Annotated in this window: 25 protein-coding genes; 5 read left to right on the top strand and 20 right to left on the bottom strand. The window is 42.4% G+C overall.

The window, feature by feature from the left end; translation table 11 throughout:
• Positions 1-78: 78 nt before the first annotated feature.
• The 4 genes from cyoE to CTN01_RS10750 are packed head-to-tail and all read right to left on the bottom strand — an operon-like array spanning position 79 to position 3,322.
• Complete coding sequence (gene cyoE, locus CTN01_RS10765) at positions 79-996, bottom strand: heme o synthase (protein WP_045149847.1); 918 nt, start codon at positions 994-996, stop codon at positions 79-81.
• On the bottom strand, positions 989-2,062 hold the full coding sequence (locus CTN01_RS10760; protein ID WP_045149846.1) for a COX15/CtaA family protein: 1,074 nt from the start codon (positions 2,060-2,062) through the stop codon (positions 989-991). Before CTN01_RS10760 ends, cyoE begins: the two co-directional genes overlap by 8 nt.
• A 43-nt stretch (positions 2,063-2,105) precedes the next feature.
• Entirely contained in the window at positions 2,106-2,642 is a 537-nt protein-coding gene (locus CTN01_RS10755; RefSeq protein WP_045083807.1) for a hypothetical protein, read from the bottom strand.
• Positions 2,639-3,322 carry an SURF1 family protein gene (locus CTN01_RS10750; protein ID WP_052666692.1) on the bottom strand — a complete coding sequence of 228 codons (684 nt, stop codon included), beginning with the start codon at positions 3,320-3,322 and terminating at the stop codon, positions 2,639-2,641. The genes CTN01_RS10755 and CTN01_RS10750 overlap by 4 nt, the downstream gene beginning before the upstream one ends.
• Before the next feature lie 89 nt (positions 3,323-3,411).
• On the opposite strand from CTN01_RS10750, the gene CTN01_RS10745 reads away from it, so the two are divergent.
• A complete protein-coding gene (locus CTN01_RS10745; protein ID WP_005371988.1) occupies positions 3,412-3,618 on the top strand; it encodes a DUF2909 domain-containing protein in 207 nt (68 codons plus the stop codon).
• Between the two features lie 22 nt (positions 3,619-3,640).
• Here CTN01_RS10745 and CTN01_RS10740 read toward each other — a convergent pair whose 3' ends face one another.
• The 6 genes from CTN01_RS10740 to lexA form a co-directional block, all read right to left on the bottom strand.
• Positions 3,641-4,537 carry a cytochrome c oxidase subunit 3 gene (locus CTN01_RS10740; protein WP_005371991.1) on the bottom strand — a complete coding sequence of 299 codons (897 nt, stop codon included), beginning with the start codon at positions 4,535-4,537 and terminating at the stop codon, positions 3,641-3,643.
• A complete protein-coding gene (locus CTN01_RS10735) occupies positions 4,521-5,090 on the bottom strand; it encodes a cytochrome c oxidase assembly protein (protein WP_045130329.1) in 570 nt (189 codons plus the stop codon). The genes CTN01_RS10740 and CTN01_RS10735 overlap by 17 nt, the downstream gene beginning before the upstream one ends.
• 8 nt (positions 5,091-5,098) lie before the next feature.
• The gene (gene ctaD, locus CTN01_RS10730) at positions 5,099-6,718 is read right to left on the bottom strand and encodes a cytochrome c oxidase subunit I (protein ID WP_080896227.1); all 1,620 of its coding nucleotides are present in this window, start codon (positions 6,716-6,718) and stop codon (positions 5,099-5,101) included.
• 12 nt (positions 6,719-6,730) lie between these two features.
• Positions 6,731-7,873, bottom strand: a complete 1,143-nt coding sequence (gene coxB, locus CTN01_RS10725; RefSeq protein ID WP_045128566.1) for a cytochrome c oxidase subunit II — start codon at positions 7,871-7,873, stop codon at positions 6,731-6,733.
• Positions 7,874-8,238: 365 nt separating this feature from the next.
• The gene (locus CTN01_RS10720) at positions 8,239-9,036 is read right to left on the bottom strand and encodes a class I SAM-dependent methyltransferase (protein WP_045083802.1); all 798 of its coding nucleotides are present in this window, start codon (positions 9,034-9,036) and stop codon (positions 8,239-8,241) included.
• A gap of 139 nt (positions 9,037-9,175) precedes the next feature.
• Positions 9,176-9,796: a transcriptional repressor LexA gene (lexA, locus tag CTN01_RS10715; RefSeq protein ID WP_005372006.1), complete on the bottom strand. Its 621-nt coding sequence runs from the start codon at positions 9,794-9,796 to the stop codon at positions 9,176-9,178.
• A gap of 351 nt (positions 9,797-10,147) precedes the next feature.
• Here lexA and plsB point away from each other — a divergent pair, with 351 nt between their 5' ends.
• Complete coding sequence (plsB, locus tag CTN01_RS10705; protein ID WP_045149845.1) at positions 10,148-12,589, top strand: glycerol-3-phosphate 1-O-acyltransferase PlsB; 2,442 nt, start codon at positions 10,148-10,150, stop codon at positions 12,587-12,589.
• A 77-nt stretch (positions 12,590-12,666) separates the two neighbouring features.
• Here plsB and ubiA read toward each other — a convergent pair whose 3' ends face one another.
• Positions 12,667-13,527, bottom strand: coding sequence for a 4-hydroxybenzoate octaprenyltransferase (gene ubiA, locus CTN01_RS10700; RefSeq protein ID WP_045149844.1), 861 nt, complete (start codon positions 13,525-13,527; stop codon positions 12,667-12,669).
• Complete coding sequence (locus CTN01_RS10695; RefSeq protein WP_045083799.1) at positions 13,521-14,063, bottom strand: chorismate--pyruvate lyase family protein; 543 nt, start codon at positions 14,061-14,063, stop codon at positions 13,521-13,523. The genes ubiA and CTN01_RS10695 overlap by 7 nt, the downstream gene beginning before the upstream one ends.
• 168 nt (positions 14,064-14,231) lie before the next feature.
• Between CTN01_RS10695 and CTN01_RS10690 the strand changes: the two genes are divergently transcribed.
• The gene (locus tag CTN01_RS10690; RefSeq protein WP_045149843.1) at positions 14,232-14,651 is read left to right on the top strand and encodes a flagellar basal body-associated protein FliL; all 420 of its coding nucleotides are present in this window, start codon (positions 14,232-14,234) and stop codon (positions 14,649-14,651) included.
• A 59-nt stretch (positions 14,652-14,710) separates the two neighbouring features.
• Here the strand turns inward: CTN01_RS10690 and glpG are convergent, their stop codons facing one another.
• The 6 genes from glpG to ftsY form a co-directional block, all read right to left on the bottom strand.
• A complete protein-coding gene (gene glpG, locus CTN01_RS10685) occupies positions 14,711-15,556 on the bottom strand; it encodes a rhomboid family intramembrane serine protease GlpG (RefSeq protein WP_045149842.1) in 846 nt (281 codons plus the stop codon).
• Between the two features lie 79 nt (positions 15,557-15,635).
• Entirely contained in the window at positions 15,636-15,962 is a 327-nt protein-coding gene (gene glpE / locus CTN01_RS10680) for a thiosulfate sulfurtransferase GlpE (protein ID WP_005372025.1), read from the bottom strand.
• A gap of 551 nt (positions 15,963-16,513) precedes the next feature.
• Complete coding sequence (gene rpoH / locus CTN01_RS10675; protein WP_005372026.1) at positions 16,514-17,374, bottom strand: RNA polymerase sigma factor RpoH; 861 nt, start codon at positions 17,372-17,374, stop codon at positions 16,514-16,516.
• Positions 17,375-17,558: 184 nt separating this feature from the next.
• Positions 17,559-18,491, bottom strand: a complete 933-nt coding sequence (ftsX, locus tag CTN01_RS10670; RefSeq protein WP_005372027.1) for a permease-like cell division protein FtsX — start codon at positions 18,489-18,491, stop codon at positions 17,559-17,561.
• The gene (gene ftsE / locus CTN01_RS10665) at positions 18,481-19,149 is read right to left on the bottom strand and encodes a cell division ATP-binding protein FtsE (RefSeq protein ID WP_005372029.1); all 669 of its coding nucleotides are present in this window, start codon (positions 19,147-19,149) and stop codon (positions 18,481-18,483) included. The genes ftsX and ftsE overlap by 11 nt, the downstream gene beginning before the upstream one ends.
• Positions 19,150-19,152: 3 nt before the next feature.
• A complete protein-coding gene (ftsY, locus tag CTN01_RS10660; RefSeq protein WP_045149841.1) occupies positions 19,153-20,532 on the bottom strand; it encodes a signal recognition particle-docking protein FtsY in 1,380 nt (459 codons plus the stop codon).
• 84 nt (positions 20,533-20,616) lie between these two features.
• Between ftsY and rsmD the strand changes: the two genes are divergently transcribed.
• Complete coding sequence (rsmD, locus tag CTN01_RS10655; RefSeq protein ID WP_045149839.1) at positions 20,617-21,222, top strand: 16S rRNA (guanine(966)-N(2))-methyltransferase RsmD; 606 nt, start codon at positions 20,617-20,619, stop codon at positions 21,220-21,222.
• Positions 21,219-21,485: a DUF1145 domain-containing protein gene (locus CTN01_RS10650; protein WP_005372036.1), complete on the top strand. Its 267-nt coding sequence runs from the start codon at positions 21,219-21,221 to the stop codon at positions 21,483-21,485. Before rsmD ends, CTN01_RS10650 begins: the two co-directional genes overlap by 4 nt.
• Before the next feature lie 252 nt (positions 21,486-21,737).
• Here CTN01_RS10650 and CTN01_RS10645 read toward each other — a convergent pair whose 3' ends face one another.
• On the bottom strand, positions 21,738-21,980 hold the full coding sequence (locus tag CTN01_RS10645; RefSeq protein WP_045132373.1) for a hypothetical protein: 243 nt from the start codon (positions 21,978-21,980) through the stop codon (positions 21,738-21,740).
• A gap of 305 nt (positions 21,981-22,285) precedes the next feature.
• On the bottom strand, positions 22,286-22,606 hold the full coding sequence (locus tag CTN01_RS10640) for a putative signal transducing protein (RefSeq protein WP_005372049.1): 321 nt from the start codon (positions 22,604-22,606) through the stop codon (positions 22,286-22,288).
• Positions 22,607-22,623 lie beyond the last annotated feature (17 nt).

Genomic DNA, 22,623 nt, shown 5'->3' with positions numbered 1-22,623 from the left:
TTATATAACAGAGCAGTTTAACCAGTTGATTATGGCGACAAAAGTCTTATCGGTTAGATATATTGATCAATCGAGAGACTAACCATACCAAGGTAATAACCAATGATCGGCAAGAAGTACCACAAATAAAGCCAACAAATGCCAGATAGAATATTTAAATGTCGCCCATGCATGGCCTTCACTATCAAAAAATTTCAACTTCAGCGCATAGCCCAGAAAACCCAAATTCAATGCGCCACTCCCGATTAAATAGACCCACCCACTCATACCGGTTAGCCAAGGTAATAACCCGACCGCAAAGAGAATCAGGGTATAAAGCAATACCATAGTTTTGGTATATTCAATCCCATGTGTAACTGGCAGCATTGGGATCCCGGCTTTGGCATAATCATCTCGACGATGGATCGCTAATGCCCAAAAATGTGGTGGAGTCCATGCAAATACCAGCATCACGAGTAACAACGCATGCGGATCAAGCTGACCAGTTACTGCCGTCCACACCAATAACGGGGGCGCCGCTCCTGCAAGCCCTCCGATCACAATATTTTGTGGTGTCGCATGTTTTAGCCACACCGTATAAACCAACGCATAACCGACTAAACTTGCCATCGTTAACCATGCCGTTAAAGCGTTAAGCATCATCAATAATCCAAAACCCACCAACATTAACGTCATTGCAAAGACAACGGCTTTCCACGTTTCTACTCGCCCTTTCGCAAGCGGTCTATGGTAAGTTCGCGCCATTTTGGCATCAAAGCGTCGATCTAATACATGATTAAAAGTCGCAGCCGCAGCCGATTGGAAACCTATCCCTGTTAAACCTAATATCACGGCATTTGCCGGTGGAATACCTTGCACGGCCAAACACATGCCCACTAATGCGGTCAGTAATAACATGGCAACGACTTTTGGTTTCGTCATCGTAAGATAATCACGCCAAACCGCTATCGGTGGCGAACGAACTCGACTGGAATGAAGCAGTTGTGATTTATCCATGAGTCGCGCTCTCCGATGCAAAATACTTTACCTCTAATGGGGAGCGGCAATCGCATATCAGGCGATAACAGGTGGTGACAACGGTAAGTAGTAAGACTAAGCCAACCACATTGTGCGCAACAGCAATCAATAGCGGTAAGCTAGCAAGAACATTGGTAATGCCTAATATTATTTGTACCGCTACCCCTCCTATCATCGCAATGCTATAACGACGTAAGGGTGGTTTAAGCCACAGCAACCCAGCTAATACCAAGATAAAAACCGTTGTGATAATTGCACCAATACGATGAGTAACATGAATAGAGACCCTTTGGGCATAATCTAAAACACCATATTCATAGCTACTGTGTTGAGGTTGAATCAATTCAAACGCGCGAGGATCAAACATTCCCTGCCAATCCCCTTCGCATATCGGTAATTGTGTGCATACAACAGCAGCATAATTAGCCGCTGTCCAGCCACCTAATGCAATTTGGCCTATTAGAACAACTAAAGCTGCAATTGCTCCGCTTTTGAGTACCGTTAAATATCGACGTGATAATGATAAATGAGTTTTAAAACCATCTTGATAGAAAAGTGGTTTAGGTTGGATCCGCAAACGTAATAGCCACAATAGCGATACGATAGTAAAGCCGCCTAACAAATGCGTCATCACCACAACAGGCATCAGCTGCATGGTGACCGTCCACATTCCTAGTAATGCTTGAAAAAAAACCATCCCCAATAACAAACTGGGTAACAATTTAGGACGTCCACTTCGGCTCCATGCCATCACAGTAATCATTAACACCAAAAGACCTAACGATCCTGCAATATAGCGATGTACCATTTCATTCCATGCTTTTACCGGTTCAACGGGCGAATCAGGGTAAATAGCTTGTGCTATTTGTAATTGTGACTCCGTTTGCGGTACTGACATAAACCCATAACAACCAGGCCAATCGGGACAGCCTAAACCCGCATCCGTTAACCGCGTATAAGCCCCCACCCCAACCACAATCAAAGAGAGAAAAAAGGTAGCAGTGACTAAAAAGTAGAACGGTTTATCTTTTTGCGTTTTATGCATAATTAACCCCACCATTTATGGTTTTAGCCAACTTTCGATACATTTATCCAATCTTTGATACTTTTAGCAGCCTTTTTAAATCACGTAAGATGTCTTTACCTTGTGCTAAAATCGCCTGAGGTTCAGTCTCTAGCGGATAGGCCATCATTACATTGCCATGAGGATCGGCTAGATATACCGCATTGAGCCCATATTCAGATGGCGAAAATTGCTCATATTCTGCTGAGTTACTGCTATAGCGCTGCAGATTTTCAGCATCAACGGGAACGACTGCTGTTGACTCTTCAGGCGCCAGAAGTACAACACTTTTGACCCGATCTTGATAAGCCCCAACAGCAAGAGGTATTTGCTTTAAGTGAAATAATGCGCCTTCACAACGGCTATCACATTGTTGAGGTAGCCAGTAAATAAGTTGCCACTTTCCTGTCGCTAGCCAATTTGCCGTCAACGGTGGCGTTAATAATTGACCTTTATTGGTAACACCACCGCTATACCACTGCTGGGTTAACATTAATTTCGCTAGGACAACAGGCAGTAAAAACATCACGCCTAATAACATTAAAACCTGATATTTTTTCATTCCTTATTCCCTCTTAATAGCCACCACCCAGCCATCCCTAATACCGCAAAGGCTAGAACAAACCACTGCGTGGCATAGCCATAATGCTTATCAGCTTTCATCACAACAGGGGTCCAATTTTGTTTAAGCGCGAGAGGATTCGTAGCTGCAATTTGAACCACCCATTGCGGTAGGGCGCGATTTAATTGTTGTGACAGCCATACTGATTCAATATTTTGTACCCGTAACGGCCAACTCACGGCTGATGATTCTGGTTTGAGTTGTAATAATGAGGTGGTCGGTGCAATCAGACCGGTAATGACTTTTTCGCCACTAAATTGCGGTAAGACGGGATATAACTCACGATAAGGAGGTGCGGCAATCCAGCCAAGATTGACCAATATCCATTGACCTTGGCTAAGGAAAGGGAGATAAAAATGGTAGCCTGCTTGACCATTATTTAGTTGGTTATCAAGTAAGATCGGATGCTGATTATCAAACACACCAGTAAGCGCCACATTATGCCAAATTGGCGTACTGGGTAATTGCGTAATATCAGAGATAGGCTCGGCCTGAGTCGTTTCTTCTATTTGCTGCTGTAATTTAAGTTTTTCAGCTGCTCGGCTTAATTGCCAAAAGCCTAGTCGCCCTAACATGCACACCACGATGAAGGTAAAAATAACAAAAGCTACTTTTCGCATTGATGTTTCCTCCATCCCTATTGGTTGAAAACAGCTATCCTTAAATAAGCGCTCAATGTGTTATCACCCCTATTCAATTAGAGGTTTCAATGTTGATAAAAATACTGCTTCTCGGCTTATTACTGGTGATCATCGTCAATCTTTTTAAAGCACTCCCAATCATGTTAAAAGGTCAATCATCACGCCCAATGTCGTATTACTTAGGCTGGCGTATTGGCTTATCTGTCGTTGTTTTTGGCCTGATTGTGATTGCTTTATTAACTGGGGTTATCACCCCCAACCCTCGTCCGTATTAACCTTGTATGTTCAAAATAAATACTAAAGAATATAAACAAACAAAAACAAACCTAACCACACCACATCAACAAAATGCCAATACCAAGCGCCTGCTTGAAATGCAAAATGATGCTCAGGCGTAAAGTGCCCTTTTAAAATTCGACACCACACTATAAATAAGATAATCGCTCCAAGCGTGACATGAACGCCATGAAACCCAGTCAACATAAAGAAGGTATTACCATAAATCCCTGCATCTAATCGTAGATTCATATCCTCATAGGCATGGACATATTCGACCCCTTGTAAGTACACAAACACCGCGCCTAGCAATACCGTCAGCAATAGTAATAGCTTCAATCGAGGACGATTATCTTGCTCCAATGCAGTGTGAGCAAAATGTAAAGTAACCGATGATGTCAGCAACAAAATGGTATTATAAAGCGGTAAGCCTATTGGCCCCATCGCTTGGGTTTCGGTGCCATCTGGCGTTTTTTCCAATGGCCACATTGCGACAAAGTCTGGCCACAATACGGCATTGGTCATGGCATTATTACTAGCACCACCGAGCCATGGCACCGCAATCATTCGGGCATAAAATAGCGCGCCAAAAAAAGCAGCAAAGAACATCACTTCGGAAAAAATAAACCAGCTCATTCCTTGACGAAAAGAGCGATCCATCTGCGCACTATAAAGCCCCGCCATAGATTCTCGGATCACATCACGAAACCACCCCACTAACATTAATAAAATCAGCCCAACACCAGCCAATAAGATCCAAGGACCTTGACCGCCAAACAGATCCCCAACAGTCGCGCCAGCACCTAGGGCTATAAGAAATAAGGCGATTGCTCCCACAATGGGCCATGCGCTCTCATCGGGGACATAATATTTCGTCGCTGGCGGTAAGTTATCGGTTTCACTATAGGGCTTTGACATTATCCACCTCACTGTGTTGCTCAACCGTTGAATTATCCGTGGCAACGTTGAATAGGGTGTAAGCTAAAGTCAGCGTTTCTATCTCTTTAGGCAAGTCAGGGTCGATATAGAACACCAACGGCAATTCCGCATTTTCACCACCCTCTAAAGGCTGATGGTTAAAACAAAAACATTCGATTTTATTGAAGTACTTCGCGGCTACACCTGGTGTTACCGAAGGCACCGCTTGTCCGATAGTGGCGACTTTATTTAAGTTTTTCGCATCGTATTTGATGATTTTAGTTTCACCAGGATGCACCGTGATTTGCTTTACCTGTGGCGTAAATTGCCACCTCACGCCAGGGTTAATATAGGCGACAAATTCAACCGTCACTTCGCGGCTCTTATCAATACGCTCACTGGTTTCTGTTGGCGTTGATGCGGTTTTTCCGTTAATCCCTGTAATGTCACAAAACACGTCATAAAGTGGAACCAACGCAAAAGCAAAGCCAAACATCCCAACTGCTGCGGCAATTAACCCCCACAATGATCGCTGTTTTTTAGGCTCATCCATCACGCCTCCTAAGGATCAATCTTGGGCGGTGTTGAAAAGGTGTGATATGGTGCAGGTGATGCGACTGTCCACTCCAGTCCTTCAGCACCTTCCCATGGTTTGGCTGCTGCTTTTTCTCCCCCTCGAATACATTTCACTAAGACCGCAATAAATATCAATTGAGAGAACCCAAATAGGAAACCACCAATACTGACCACGGCATTAATATCTGCAAATTGCAGAGCATAGTCAGGAATACGTCGGGGCATCCCAGCGAGCCCTAAAAAATGCATTGGGAAAAATAAGATGTTGACCGAGATCAGCGAGCACCAAAAGTGCCAGTGCGCCAAACGCTCATCAAACATGTGCCCCGTCCACTTTGGTAACCAATAATAGGCCGCAGCCATGATCGAAAAGATAGCACCAGTGACTAACACATAATGGAAATGAGCCACTACAAAATAGGTGTCATGATATTGAAAATCAGCAGGCGTAATAGCGAGCATCAATCCAGAAAAGCCGCCAATGGTAAAGAGCACAATAAACGCAATAGCAAACAACATTGGCACCTCAAAAGTTAATGAGCCTCGCCACATTGTTGCTACCCAGTTAAAGACTTTCACCCCCGTAGGGACTGAAATCAACATGGTGCAATACATGAAAAACAGCTCTGCCGCGACAGGCATCCCCGTGGTGAACATGTGGTGTGCCCAGACCACAAAGCTTAACCCTGCAATGGATGCCGTGGCGTACACCATAGAGCTATAACCAAAGAGTTTCTTGCGCGAAAAAGCAGGGATAATGGCAGAAATAATACCGAAACTCGGCAAAATCATAATATAAACTTCAGGGTGACCAAAGAACCAGAAGATATGCTGGAACATCACAGGATCACCACCACCCGCCGCATCAAAAAAGCTCGTACCAAAATATTTATCGGTTAACACCATAGTCACTGCGCCTGCTAAAACAGGCATAACCGCGATAAGTAAAAATGCGGTGATCAACCACGTCCAAACAAAGAGTGGCATTTTCATATACGTCATGCCCGGTGCGCGCATATTCACAATGGTCACAACAACATTAATCGCTCCCATGATCGAGCTAATTCCCATGATGTGAATGGCAAATACAAACAATCCCGTACTCGGTGGGCTATATGTTGTTGAAAGTGGCGCATAGAATGTCCAACCAAAATTAGGCCCGCCTCCTTCCATAAAAAGAGAGGCTAACAATAAGCTAAATGCAAAAGGCAGGATCCAGAAACTCCAGTTATTCATCCTTGGTAAAGCCATATCTGGTGCACCAATCATCATTGGGATCATCCAGTTAGCCAGTCCGGTGAAAGCTGGCATCACGGCGCCAAACACCATAATTAAGCCATGAACTGTAGTCATCTGATTAAAAAAGTTGGGCTCAACTAACTGTAAACCCGGTTGAAATAATTCAGCCCGAATAACCATCGCCATTGCGCCGCCAACAAAAAACATGGTTAAACTAAACAGCAAATATAGGGTGCCGATATCTTTGTGATTGGTAGTAAACAACCAACGCTTTAGCCCTTTCGCAGGATGCGCATGATGTTCGTGTTCTGTGTCAGTACAGCCAGCAGTATCAATTTCAGCTTGTTGGCGCATTGTATCCGTCATGCTTACTCTCCTTTATAGTTGCTGACCGTTTTTAATCGCTTGTACTTCCGCCGCCTGTACCGATTCTCCAGTATTATTCCCCCACGCATTACGCTCATAGGTAATAACAGCAGCTAATTCTTTCAAACTTAGCTGGGGACCAAACGCTTGCATCGCGGTACCTGCCTTGCCGTGAACAACAACGCTTATGTGCTCTAACTTACTTTTAGGATCAATAGAAACCCCTTCACCAGCCAGTGCTGGAAATGCCCCTGGAATACCTTCTCCATTTTCTTGGTGACACATGGCACAACGAGCGGTATAGGTCTTTTCGCCCAGTGCCATAAGCTCATCTAATGACATTTGCATGTCCAACAAACGCTGCTCTTCTTCACGCGCCTTACGTTGAGTGATCTTGGTTTGCTGTAGCCAGTCATCGTATTCTGCTTGTGGTTTGGCTATAACCACAATCGGCATAAAGCCATGATCTTTACCGCATAATTCGGCACACTGACCACGGTAAATACCGGGCTTATCAATTTGTGTCCATGCTTCATTAATAAAGCCAGGGTTAGCATCTTTTTTCACCGCAAAAGCTGGCACCCACCATGAGTGGATCACATCTTGTGAGGTGATCAAAAAACGTACTTTTTGTCCGACAGGAAGAACTAAGGGGTAATCGACTTCTAATAAATAGTTGTCGCGCTTTTGTCGTTGATTGCTGATTTGTTCAGCACTTGTTGCAAGGTGGGAATAATATTCAACGTCTTGGTTGAAATAGCTGTAATGCCACTTCCATTGCGAGCCTGTCACAAGGATAGTCACATCCGATTTTGAGGTATCTTCCATTGCAATCAATGTCTTAGTTGCAGGAATAGCCATGCCAATTAAGATAATGAAAGGGATCAACGTCCAGATAATTTCTACTTTGGTACTTTCATGGAATGAAGCAGGCTTTGCGCCTTTTGACTTACGGTGGTGAAAGATAGCCCAAAACATGACTCCGAATACCACCACACCAATCGCGATGCAAATGTAGAGAATGGTCATATGAAGACCATACACATTCTGACTCACCGCCGTTACACCCGGTGTCATATTAAGCTGCATGGTGTCAGCCATCAGCGGCATTGAGAAAAGTACACTCGCTATTCCTGCGATCAATGAACGAAGCATCGCTCTGACCTCCCCTGTCATTCAAATATGCAATTGAACGAATTTTATGTGGCAGAATGCTTCTATCAATTAATAACGATGCAACTGAGCTATCAAATCGGCATCATTTAATTTATTTTTTATTATTTAAAGCATTTATTGGGCAGCACATACCAACACATAAAAATGTCTCGATATATTTAACGTAGGCAGGAATCGCAGAATACGCAAAGAATCATGAATATAAAATAACTAACAAAAAAGTAGATAACACTTTGATATATAGATACAAATAAACTACTCGCTATCATGTATCACAATATCAATAAGTTACAGCTGTGACGAGAAGCGTTGTTTATATCAACAATAGTAATATTAATACCTTGCTATAATTTCAAATGAACAACAACAGGCGTTAATCGATATTTCATACTGGGCATTTTAGCAATCCAACGTTGCCATGTTCGCCATCTCGGACAGGGATTATCAAATGGGCTAAAACAATCAATCAACTCAGCCCATGGCAACCAATTGATCATTTGTTGCGCAGGATCTCTATAACCATGATGGTATTCACCGCACCCCATCTTTTTCGCAATTGGGACATGGCATAGATCGCCCGCAACCACGATACACATTTCCATATGGCTAAAACTACACCCCATACGCTGGATAAATGTCGCTAATTGCGCTGAATTACAGGCTAATAGTGCTTGATCGCAAATTAAAAGTATCGGTGTTTGAGCACTTTTCGGAAGACGCTTTAACCAACTGAGATCAGTGACTGAACCTGTTTTCAGCATGTAACGATCACTGCGATGAAATAGTTTCTCTCGCCAAAGTAAATTTTCATCAGTATCTAACTCAAACCAGCGACAACATCCGTTATCTAAACGGTAAAAGCGGGTATCCAGCCCTGCACCTACATTAACAACCTGCCCATAAGGATATCGAGTTAAGAAGTCTTTAACTTGTTTATCGCACTGCAAAGTTAAAGTGGCATGTAAAAGTTGGCGTTGAGGAACTTGTTGCCCTACGCAATCAGGCTCAAGATAACATTGACGACATGCTACAGCAGCCACCGGATCATAAATAAGACCGTCATCGGCTAAGCTTTCTCGGCTGCGATACCAAAGTGGTTGAAGTAAATCAGAGGGAATGGTGTAGCGCTTTATTTTCGTCATCATTATCTCCTTATGAATAAAAGATGATAATAATTATCAGTTAGATTTGCAAAGTTTACTAGTCATTTTCTTAAGACAATAAAAAAGCGCAGCTTTAACTGCGCTTTTTTGCTTTACTCAATCCGTCGTTCAATAACCATCACATCCAATCAGCGTTTCGTATCACGCCAACAGCAATGCCTTCGATGGTTAAGCTTTGATGCTCAAGATCAACTTCAATAGGTGAAAATTCTTCGTTTTCAGCATGGAGTAATACTTTGGCTCCCTGCTTATCAAGACGCTTAACCGTTACATCGTCATCAACACGTGCAACCACAACTTGACCGTTATGAACATCTTGGGTTTTATGTACGGCCAGCAAGTCGCCATCCATAATCCCGATATTTTTCATACTCATCCCATTTACACGTAGTAAAAAATCGGCACGAGGTTTAAATAGCATAGGATCGACTTCATAATGCGCTTCAACATGTTCTTGCGCTAAAATCGGTTCGCCAGCAGCGACACGGCCAATCAGTGGTAGCCCCTGCTCTTCAGGCTCTTCTTGATTTACAAGTAGGCGAATACCACGCGATGCGCCTGGAATAATTTCCAACACTTCTTTACGTGCTAATGCTTTTAAATGTTCTTCTGCCGCATTCGCAGAGCGAAAACCTAATTCACGTGCAATTTCAGCACGTGTTGGTGGCATACCTGTTTCGTCTATTTTTGCTTTGATTAAATCAAAGACTTCTTGTTGGCGTAATGTCAACGGCTTCATGAGTCACCTGTCTTTTTATACAGTTCACTGTGAGTATATCCAGTGTTCAGCCACATTAAAAGGCAATTGTTTACGAAAACACCAATTTGATCAGTTATTCAAACCTATCAGAGCTTACGTACTAGAATAATGACAGCCGTCTCGCAAAGATAATAATTTCAGTAGAATCAATTAGATTTAACTCACTGGTCATGCCAGATTGTTTTTTAAACCACTCATCGGTCAAAAAGAAACAATAAAAGACCATAAAAAATGATAATTTAAACGCTATCAACTGTATTTTAGCTGCATGAAATCAACCATTTTCTGCTATCCTTGCGGCGCATTAAGATTCTGAGGCTCGTTATAAATATGTCACGTTGGCAAAAATTTTATCAACAATTATTAAAGTTGCCGCTTTCTTTATTAGTTAAACCAGCAACCATTCCATCTGATCCTGTTGCTGATTTAGAGTTAGATTTAGAGCGACCAATCGCCTACATTTTACCGTACTGCTCTAATACTGATTTATTAACACTACGTAGTAGCGCTAAAGCATTAGGACTTCCCGATCCATTAACTAAATTAGAAATTAATGGTCATAGCTTTCCACGTTTTGTCTTTGTTGCTGAAGGCCCGAGTGTATTTGGCACTAATAATGCCCTACCTCAAGATTCGATTGAACTCTTTACCGAGTTACTTGAGCAACACAAACAAGATCCTGAGTTAAACGTTCAGTTAGTGCCAGCTTCTATTTTATGGGGACGAGCACCGGGTAAAGAATCCAAACGTAAAGCAACCTTACGACCGTTAAATGGGCCTGCAAAATTCTGGGCAATTTTAACGCATGGTCGTGATTCTTTAGTGCGTTTAAGTACGCCAGTATCGCTTCGTTATATGGCCGATCATCATGGTACCGATGATGCGATTGCACAAAAACTAGCACGCGTGGCAAAAATCCATTTCTCACGCCAGCAAATTGCGACATCTGGCCCACGTCTGCCTGATCGTCAACTGCTGTTTAAGCGTCTACTGGCTTCTAAAGCCATTGATAAAGTGGTACAAGAAGAAGCGATCAGCCGTCAAGTGCCGGTTGAAAAAGTACGTAAAGAAGCCATCGGCATGATGGAAGAAATTGCGACAGATTTTTCTTATCCACTGATCAAGAACGGTGAGCGCTTCCTACGCTGGCTATGGACCAAACTTTACCAAGGTTTAAATATCAAAAATGCCCAACGTGTGCGTCGTTTAGCACAAGATGGGCATGAAATTGTATATGTGCCCTGTCACCGTAGTCACATGGACTACTTACTGCTTTCTTACGTGCTTTATAACGAAGGCTTAGTACCGCCACACATTGCCGCTGGTATTAACTTAAACTTCTTCCCTGCCGGTCCTATTTTCCGTCGTGGTGGTGCGTTCTTTATTCGCCGTAGTTTCCGTGGTGATCGTCTGTACTCAACAGTATTTCGTGAATACTTATCTGAATTATTTACTAAAGGGTATTCAGTTGAATACTTCAGTGAAGGTGGTCGTTCGCGTACAGGTCGCTTATTACCGGCAAAAACCGGTATGCTTTCAATGACAATCCAAGCCATGCTGCGTGGTTTAAACCGCCCAGTTACGTTAGTGCCAGTGTACATCGGCTATGAACATGTAATGGAAGTGGGCACTTACGCAAAAGAGCTGCAAGGTAAGCGTAAAGAAAAAGAAAATGTTGGCCAAGTTATCCGAACATTACGCAAGCTGCGTAATTTAGGCGAAGGTTATGTCAACTTTGGTGAGCCTATTCCACTTAACCAATACTTAAATGACAATGTACCTGAGTGGCACAAAGACATTAACTCAATCGAGCCGCAAAAACCAAGCTGGTTGACACCTGTAGTGAACGATTTAGCCGTTAAAATGATGACGCATATTAACGATGCTGCAGCAACCAATGCAATGACGTTATGCGCCCTTGCATTACTGGCATCACGACAGCGCGCATTAAGCCGTGAAGTACTAGAGCAGCAAATTGAATGCTACCTTGAACTATTGCGTAATACGCCATATTCAAGCGAGTGTACAACGCCAAAAGAAAATGCCGAGCAAATGATTGAGCATGCGGTTGCAATGGATAAGTTCGTGGTTGAGCATGACACCTTAGGCGATATCATTTCGCTTGATCGTCAGCAATCGATCTTGATGACTTACTACCGTAATAACATCATTCACTTATTCGCATTACCGTCATTGATTGCGCATATTGTGGTACAGCAGCAAAACTTAACCAATGATGAAATTCATGAACAAGTTGAATTACTGTATCCATTCTTAAAAGCAGAATTGTTCTTACGTTTTGATAATGAGCAGCTAAACACAGAAATTGATAAGATCATTGACGAGCTTATACGCCAACGTCTATTGCTTAACGATGGAATTAATATTTCTATTAATAATGCCCGTATTGGCCCTCTTCAGCTACTGGCTCGCACAATATCAGAAACACTACAACGCTATGCGATTGCACTAACTTTACTGCGTGCAGAGCCTGAAATGGCGAAAAATGATTTAGAGCATCACAGCCAAGTACTTGCTCAACGTCTAAGTCGTTTGCACGGGATCAATGCACCAGAGTTTTTCGATAAGGGTGTCTTTAGTATTTTAGTGAAAACATTGCGTAGCGAAGGTTATCTCAATGACGAGTGCCATGCGGTAGCACGTCCAGTAGAAAACTTAGCTAATCTACTCACCTCGTTAGTCTCACCAGAAGTGAATCTCACCATTCAAGCGGTGATGCACTTAGAAGATGTGAAAGACAAACAAGAATAAATACTTAACTAAAAAAGCGCCATAACGGCGCTTTTTTTATATCTCTAACAGATTCACTAAAGCATTAAGTCATATTTCTAGAAACAGACACTTAATACAATACCGACACAGACGATCATGCCGAAGTAGTTATTATTTAAAAACGCACGGAAACAGCTTTCACGTAGACGCTCTTTAAGCAACATCTGTTGATAAACAAATAAGCCTGACGCTATCAACAATGACCAGTAATACACTTGACCTAATTGCAGCACCATACCAACAGCAATCAATAAGCTCAGCGTTGCAAGCTGAAGCAAGCCAATAATTAGCTTGTCAAAACGTCCAAATAGGATGGCAGTCGACTTAATCCCAACCTTTAAATCATCATCCCGATCCACCATCGCATATTGGGTGTCATACGCAATCGTCCACAAAATGTTGGCGGTAAATAATAGCCATGCACTCAGCGATAAATCACCCGCTTGTGCTGCATATGCCATTGGAATAGACCATCCAAATGCAACGCCTAAAACCAACTGAGGTAGATGGGTATAGCGCTTCATGAATGGATAACATGCCGCTAATAGTAATCCCACCACAGATAACATGATGGTTAAGCTATTCATGGTTAAAACCAGTAAAAACGACACCAGCACTAACAAGAAAAATAAGCCTAACGCTTCGCGCTCAGACACCTTACCTGAGGGCATCGGACGATCTTTGGTGCGTTTAACATGGCCATCAAAATTACGATCAGCAAAGTCATTAATCACGCATCCTGCTGCACGCATGAAAATGACACCTAAGACAAAAACAATTAATACATTAATATTTGGCATACCATCAGCGGCAAGAAAAAGTGCCCACAAGGTTGGCCATAATAATAATAAGCTACCAATTGGACGATCAAAACGCGCTAATTGCCAAAACGCTTTCGCCTTAGTCATTTCTAACATTTGTTATTCCTTGCATACGCCGGTGAGTCAGGTAAAAACAACTCTGCCACCAGCATAGGTTTTTCATTAATCCATAATCTTGAACGACGAGCCCAAATCGCTTGTTCTGGCATGCCTATTTTTGCAACTTCCAGAGCATCACGACGGGAATTGTTGCCATTAAAAATACGATACCCTAAAGGATTAGCGCCTAATTCGGCTAAATCACTTTCGTCCCCGCATAATATCGTGGTCGGCATTAGTGTTCGAGCATAGACCCAATGCTGTTGATCACCATTGAGCATAACGATACGTTCAAGGCAATCGCTGTGTCCTAATAACGCACGCTCTGATAGTGATAACTCACTATTTTTTATTACGCTTTGCGCTAATACTGTGACTGAAAAAACACGACAATGCGCGGCTAAACGGCGCGATAAAGAGTCAGACTCGAGTAACCAAGAACCAACGGAACGTCCTTCTAATGCCCATTCAGAGGCTGGATACCATACAGCACCTTCAAGAAACGGACTATATAACTGCTTGAATTCCGACATTTTCTCACTACTTAATCAACAAACTCGTGATCGATAACACTTGGTTGTATTCGGTTAATTTATTACCATAATGATCTGCTATTGTAGCAAGCTGTAACCAGTACGAATATCGTTACCGTGCAAAGATTACACCTGTTTCTCACAAACTAAGTGGACAACATAAGTATAATGATAAAATTATCTGTTTTTGCGGCAGCGCTAACGCTTGTCAGCATGCTTCAAAGCCCTGTGGCGATAGCATCTAATGAAGATGTGGCAGCTCCCCCTCAAATCACTTACTACACGTTAGAGCCTGACATCACAACCAACTATGTTACCCAAGGTAAACGGCTGGGTTATATTCGTCTCCAAGTGGATTTGATGATAAACAATCAAACCAACCTAACCAATATTGAGCACCACACCCCGCTTATTCGTGACGCCATTATTGATATTGTGAGTAAACAACCAGAAGCAAAAATCAAATCACTTGCTGGCCGTGAAGAGATCCGCCGAGCTTGCCAAGATCAAGTCAATCGACTCTTGCTAGCAGAAACGCGCCAACAGCCCGTCGCTGAACTGCTCTTTACTAAGTTTCTTTATCAATAAAGAAAAGGTAGTGAAATATCGTTAAAGTAAACCTCCCCTTTAACGATATTTTCTCAGGGTTATTTAGCTTGCTTTAATGGATTCACTTTAGCGTCAAATAGCGCAATCACACAGCCTGAGATTAAGCCAAATAAATGCGCCATATTGGCAATCGACATTCCCATCGGCTCAGCAAATCCAATCACTAGCCATACCAACATAAACACAACGTAAGAGCGGGCAATCACTAAACCTCGCTGTGGTGCCAGCCATCCCATCCACCAGATGTAGCCCAACAGCGCATACACCACACCAGATAAACCGCCGAAATTAGGCCCATCAAGCCAGAACTGACCAAAACCTGAAACTAATGAGGACAGTAAAAAAATCTGCACTAATTTAGCGGAACCACTATGACGTTCAATTTGCCCGCCCAGTAACCACCACCATAGACAGTTAAAAATCACATGAATAGGAGAAAAATGCAGTAATGCGTGAGAGAAGTAACGCCATAATTCCCATTGATCGCCATTCATAAACGGGAAATGTAGCCACTCAAATAAGACCTGTTCAAACCCGAGTAACCATAAGCCATAAATGACCAATGATGCGACCATTACCAATAAGGTAAAAGGCCCAGCTTGAGCTTTAACCATGTTGATCAAACTTGGATTACTGTAGTTAAACTTTGCGGTTCGGCTTTCAGCAACTTGCCAAGATGCCGCTTGGTATTTTTTATTATTGGGGTCAAGTAAAAATGCATTAAGCTCAGCCTCTGCTTCAACGAGGTATTGCTCATCTGCCAACCATAATGCAAATTTACCTTCTGGCTCTGGTGCCATCGATATTTCGATACCTCGATAGGCCATATAATCGATAAAAGCTTGTGCCTGTCGTGGGTTATAAAATCCCGCTAAGCGATACATAATGATGACCTTTCTGTTCGAAAATAGAATCTTACTTAAGATCTATCATTATCGCGCGCTCGGTACCACTGTAAAGCCTTTATGCTTCAATCACAGGTAATGCCGCACGACGCCAACCTTCAAAGCCACCATCTAAGCTATACACATTTTCATAACCTTGATTGATCAAATACTGTGCAGCGCCTTGACTACTGATACCGTGATAGCACATCACAATCACCGGCTGCTCAAAATCCACCTCATCCATCCAGCTAACCATGGTGTCATTGGTTAAATGAAACGCTTGCTCTGGGTGCGCTAAGGCGAATGACTGAGGATCGCGAATATCGACTAAAACTGCCTGGCTATCTGTTTGTTGTAATAGCTGATAAGCCTGCTCGACTGAGATATGTTGAAACTGTTCCATGATTTTCCTTTACCTGACTTGTTATTGTTATCATCGCATCGTGATCTACATATGCTAAATAATATGATCCGCTAAACCGTTACAAGATCCTTTTCACATGATCCTGACTTATTACTGCGATATCTCATTATTAGCACAGTATACCTCAGCTTTTAGGGAATATATTCCACGTCAAAATCAGGGTTTATCCACACACAAGCATCTTCTTGGATAATGAAGATTCAAAGGAAGACAAGGGCTTGTCGATGATCATAACCCACAACGTGATCAGAAAGTAACCATCTGTGGAAAAAGCTGTGAATTGCGTTGATAATGTGTTTTAACAACCAAGGATCCACTACATATAGTTAGGATCCGATCATAAACTGTGGATAACGTACCATTTAGTACACAACTCTACCCACAATTGTGATGCTTATCTCATTATATTCAAGATGATAGTCAACTAGGTCAATTGCGTTAGATCACTCTACTTATCAGCTTCATTACGGATCCTCAGGCACAAAAAAGCCGACTCTTAGGTCGGCTTCTCATCTTCATAATGCACAGGATCAATAAAAATCGCCCACTGCATCTTTTAACTTTTTCATCGCATTTTTTTCTAACTGGCGAATACGCTCAGCAGAAACACCGTAATTATCGGCTAAATCTTGCAACGTGGATTTTTCATCATCTAACCAACGTGAACGTACGATATGCTGACTACGTTCATCAAGGCTCGCTAACGCTTGGGATAATCGATTATTAGCATGATTTTCCCAATTGTTTTCTTCATAGGTTAATGCGAGATCAGAGCTTTTATCTTCTAAATAATAAGCTGGAGCAACCGGTGTGGTATCACGCTCATCATCGTCATTTTGCATTTCAAACGTAGGATCTTGCGCTGCGAGACGTGATTCCATTTCACGTACATCGGAAGGTTCAACCCCAAGCTGCTCTGCAACCATATTGACTTCATCATTATTAAACCAACCCAAGCGCTTTTTCGACTTACGTAGGTTAAAGAATAATTTGCGTTGTGCCTTGGTCGTTGCAACTTTCACAATTCGCCAATTACGCAGTACATATTCATGGATCTCTGCTTTAATCCAATGCACGGCAAACGACACGAGTCGCACCCCAACTTCGGGGTTAAATCGCTTAACTGCCTTCATTAAACCAATATTGCCCTCTTGAATAAGATCGGCAATTGGTAGGCCATAACCAGAGTAACCACGAGCAATATGAACAACGAAGCGCAGATGCGACATTACTAATGCTTTCGCAGAATTAATATCATCATCGTAATGCAGACGTTCAGCTAACTCTTTCTCACGCTCAGGCGTAAGCATTGGATAACGATTAACAGTTTGGATATAACTATCTAAACTTTCCGTTGATACCAGAGCCATTGCAGACATCTCTTGTGACATTCAAAGACCTCGTATGTTTGTGCTATTTTTGTTCTATCGTAACGATAAATAAACGACAACGAACGTTACGTGAACATGCAATAATGCCTGTAAACATAGTTCAATTGCAAGCTCAAGCGCAAATGAATATGAATTACAGGCATCAATAATAAATAAAAATGATGTCGGAACTGAGAACAATACGTTACACAGGCTCGATCTCTTTTAGATGTCGACCAGCAGAAAGTCGTGCTGCCAACAAGCCTAAAAACGTAGCAAGCATAACCATAATTAAGCTTTCATCCCAGCTCAATCCTATCATTCTAAAATTGCTGCCATAGAGGTTAGCAAGTTTCGCCACAGCTTCATCAAGCAGTAATGTCACAATCGCCGCTAAGATCCAAGCAATCACGGCCGCAATCAAACCATACCAAGCGCCAACATAAAGATAAGGGCGCAAAATATAACTGTCGGTTGCCCCTACCATTTTCATCACTTGGATTTCATCTTTATGGCTCAGCACTTGTAAACGTAATGTATTACCAACAATTAAGAACACGGCAAAAAGCATTAAGCCAGACATCAATGCCGCTAACGTTACAGCAAGATCTTGAATAGCGGCTAAACGTTGTAACCAGTCACTATCTAAACGCACTTCATTAACTTGTGGCTCTTTACCTAATTTATCGGCTAGCGCACGGGCTTGCACATCGCCCTGCCAATCAGGTGCGGGCTTAACAATCACAACCGCTGGCAATGGATTATCTTTACTATCAAACAAACTGAGTGCTTTTTCAAAGCCACCGTGTTGACGGAATTCTTCTAATCCTTTGGCCGCCGAAATATATTGAACACTTTCTGCTTCAGGCCAAGTTTTAACAGTATCAGCAAAAGCTTGACCGTCACTATCACTGACATCGTTATTCAAATACAACGTAATTTGGCTTGGGTTTTGCCAAGAGTCCGCCACTACCGTGATATTTTTAGCCATTAGGTAGAAGGTACACGGTAGCGTTAACGCAAATGCGAGTACTGCTAAGGTTAAAAAGTTACCTAGTGGGCGACGAAACATATCCTTTAATGCGGCACTTCCCTGCTGACGATGGATCGCAAAAAAGCCCGTAGATTTACGCGCCATGAGTAAGCTCCCTTAGGTTCCCTTTTTGTAAATCAAAGCGACGATAATTTCGACTCGCTAATAATGATGTATCGTGGGTTGCCATTAAAAGGCTAACTCCAACACGATTAAATTCTTCAAACAAGCGAAGTACTTGTTGTGATAAATCCGCATCTAGGTTACCGGTCGGCTCATCAGCTAGCAGTAACATAGGTTTGTTAACAACAGCGCGGGCAATACCCACACGCTGTTGTTCACCGCCAGATAATTGGATCGGCAAACATTTTGCTTTATCCAATAACCCAACTTTATCAAGTGCCGCACAAACACGACGCTTAATCTCATTTTCCGAGACTTGTTCAACTCGCAGTGGTAACGCGACATTGTCGTACACACTGCGATCCATTAACAATTTATGATCCTGGAAAATAATACCGATATTTCGGCGCAGAAAAGGGATCTGCTTATTTGGTAATCGTGTGATGTCATGACCGTTAAACCAGATCTGACCATCACTTGGTCGTTCTAAAGCACAAATTAATTTCAGCAGAGTACTTTTACCGGCACCTGAGTGACCAGTTAAAAAAGCCATGTCTGCTGGACGTAGATGAAAATCTACTTTCTGTAGGGCTTGCCTACCGCCACGATAAGCTTTACTTACCTGCTGAAATCGAATCACACTTTATTCCTCATCACTAAATAATGCTTCAATAAATTCTTCTGCAGCAAATGGACGGAGATCGTCAATACCTTCACCAACACCAATGTATCGAATCGGAATATTAAACTGATCTGCCACCGCAAAGATCACACCACCTTTCGCTGTACCATCTAATTTAGTGATCGTAATTCCTGATACAGGAGCAACATCACTGAACAATTTAGCTTGGCTAATAGCATTTTGACCGGTGCCCGCATCGACAGTTAGCATAATTTCATGAGGGGCATCAACGTCCACCTTTTTCATTACACGTACGATCTTACGCAGCTCTTCCATTAAGTTGCCTTTGTTTTGCAAACGGCCAGCAGTATCGGCGATAACCACATCAACATTCTTTGCTTTTGCCGATTCAATGGCATCAAAGATCACTGATGCGCTATCAGCACCAGTATGCTGGGCAACAACAGGAACGTTGTTTCGTTCACCCCAAACTTGCAGCTGTTCAACGGCAGCAGCACGGAATGTATCACCTGCTGCTAACATTACAGATTTACCTTCTGCTTGGAATTGCTTAGCTAACTTACCGATAGTGGTCGTTTTACCCACCCCATTTACGCCGACCATTAAGATGACATAAGGCTTTTTGCTGGTATCGATCACCAAAGGTTGTTCGACTTTCGCTAACATGTCAGCCAATTCATCTTTTAGTAAACCATAGAGGGCTTCACCGTCTTTAAGTTCCTTTTTTGATGCTTTGTCAGTCAGATTTTCGATAATTTTCAGCGTGGTATCCATGCCGACATCTGCAATGAGAAGCTGCTCTTCCAGCTCTTCAAACAGTTCATCATCGATTTTCTTACCACTAAATAAGCCAAAGAACCCCGCACCAAAATTGGTTTTAGTTTTCTTTAAACCCCGCATTAAGCGGGCAAAGAAGCCTTCCGATTTTGGTTTTTCTTGCTCTACGGGTTTTGCTATCTCTTCTTCAGGTGTTGCTTCAGTTTCCACTGCTCCAGCATCGTTCGAAGCGATAGGCTCTACAATTTCAGCATTATCTATTGCATTAGAAGGCTCAAGAACATTTGAAGCTTCAGGCTCTGTCGTTACAGTTTCTTCAATAACACTACTTTTTTCAGCGTCATCTACTTGCAACGTCTTTGCCAATTCGACATCATCGGTCTTAGCAATCTTTTCTTGCTCTGCCGCAGCGCTTTCGTCAGTTTGAACATCATCATTATGCTCAACTTTCGTCTTCGCCTCGTCAGAGGAATGTGTTGATTCAGGGCTATCAATAGCCCCATCCACTACTGATTGTTCAGTAGTTTGTTCCTTTTGAGCATCGTTATCTTCAGAGCCAAATCCGAGCCATGAAAATAAACCGCGTTTCTTTTTTTCTGCCATTGGCGAATCCTAGCGCTTGATTGGTACAATTTGCAGCCTAAAAACAGGTGTATACTATCATTTTCTTAACGGTCAAAAAAATCTATGACGCAGCGTAGACAACAAACAACTCGCAAACCACAAAATAATCGTCCTGGCGGGTTCGTTCGCATCATTAGCGGACAATGGCGTGGACGCAAATTACCCGTTCATGATGTCGAAGGACTACGTCCGACCACTGACCGTGTAAAAGAAACACTTTTCAACTGGTTAGCGCAAGACATTTATCAATCTAAATGCCTTGATCTGTTCGCTGGTAGCGGCGGTTTAAGTTTTGAAGCTCTTTCTCGTGGCGCTGAAAGCGTAACGATGCTTGAACTCGACAAAAAAGCCGCGAATCAATTAGAGCAAAACTTAAAAACCGTTGGGGCAAAAAATGCCACTGTGGTTAATGGTGACAGCTTAACGTTTTTGTCACAACAAGGACGTGCACATGATTTAGTCTTTATTGATCCCCCATTTAGAAAAGATCTTATTCAAGACGTGATCGCCGCATTGGAAAACAACGGCTGGCTTGCTCCCCATGCAATGATTTATATTGAAGCAGAAAAGGAATTGGGCAACCTGATAACGCCAAACCATTGGCACCTACACCGTGAAAAAACGGCAGGACAGGTTTGCTACCGCTTATTTGCAAGAGAGGAACCATGAAGGCGCTAATACTTATCGCAAAACTTGCCATTGCCTTTGTTTGGCTGGTACTACTGATTAATATCGTTCACCCATTCCCTGGCGTTGCTGCTATGGCGTTATATATCATGACAGCGTTCTTGTTTATGATGCATGGCTTACAAATGCTGATATTTATTGGTGCATTTGGCGACAAAATTAACATGTCCGGTTGGGAAAAGTGGTCCATTTTAATTTTTGGTATCTTCGCCCTACTTGATATCCGCCGTAAGCATATGATGTAACCAAATCAAAGATAATAAAAAAGCGAACCATTAGGTTCGCTTTTTTGTTTCATCACCTCATTACCGATAGTCTGGGTAATAACATGCGTGAATAACAAAGTGAGTGTTATCGGCGCCGAATCTTTATGGTTGTTGTTGGTGTTGATGCTAACAACAGCTCACTTACCGGAAATAAACAATAAAATGAAAAGTGAACCACTATTACGTAAACGTAATAATTAAAATGGAATGTTACTTGCCGATATCAGCGGCTTATTTATCAGCAGCAGACAGTAGCTTTTCAGCAAAAGTAAGTTGTGATGCTGATTGTGTGAATACCACACCTGAGTGTGAACGCTCTGCAGTACCTTGTTTTTGGTAGTGACCTGCATTCATAGTGCTAGCCACTGCTTTTTGAAATTGAACATTACCTGTGAACGCACCATCTTTAGCTGAAGCGTTGTAAGACATAGCGATGATAGCGGCTGCGATAGTTGCTTTAATAACTGTTTTCATGAGTAATAAAACCTTGTGTCTTTATGTTTGTGAACGCCTTGTGCGTTTCGATGGGTGTATTATTAACAATTACACCCGAAACAACAATGCGATAAAAATACAAAAGATTATTACCAATTAGTAATAATAAAGAGAAGGTCGTGAAGTACTTAATAGCGGAATAGGTAAGACGAAGAAATTAGACAATAAAAAGATGATTCGGAATAACCATCTATCAAGAACTGATACACATTAAAAAAGGGTTAAAGAGGGTTGGGTTTTCTTAATTATTTGCATGTTTATTTAATGCTTACTTTCTATCTCGATTAAGGCTCTTGATCGCGGTCGCATTGGCAATTCCAACACAGTTCAAATTGTCCTTGATTTACTTCACCGCACTGCGAACAATGCCAATCATGATAATCAGTGCGTTTATAATCACTGACAATCCCTTGTGCGCGTTGCCATTGCCATTGCTCAACCCATACTTTCACTTCAACAACATTCGCTGGAAGCTCTCCCATCGCAGCACCTAACGCCTCACCCGTTAACCGTGCATTAACTCCCTCACTTTCTAATAACCCTTTCACGCTGTGCGCTTCCAAGCTATTACAAGCGCTATAGATACACTGCCATTGCTCTGACATAGATAACTCCTCAAATG

The organism is Photobacterium angustum (assembly GCF_003026365.1).
Taxonomy (GTDB): Bacteria; Pseudomonadota; Gammaproteobacteria; order Enterobacterales; family Vibrionaceae; genus Photobacterium; species Photobacterium angustum.
Note: the sequence above shows the minus strand (reverse complement) of the source record. Positions and strands in the feature narration are given on the sequence as shown.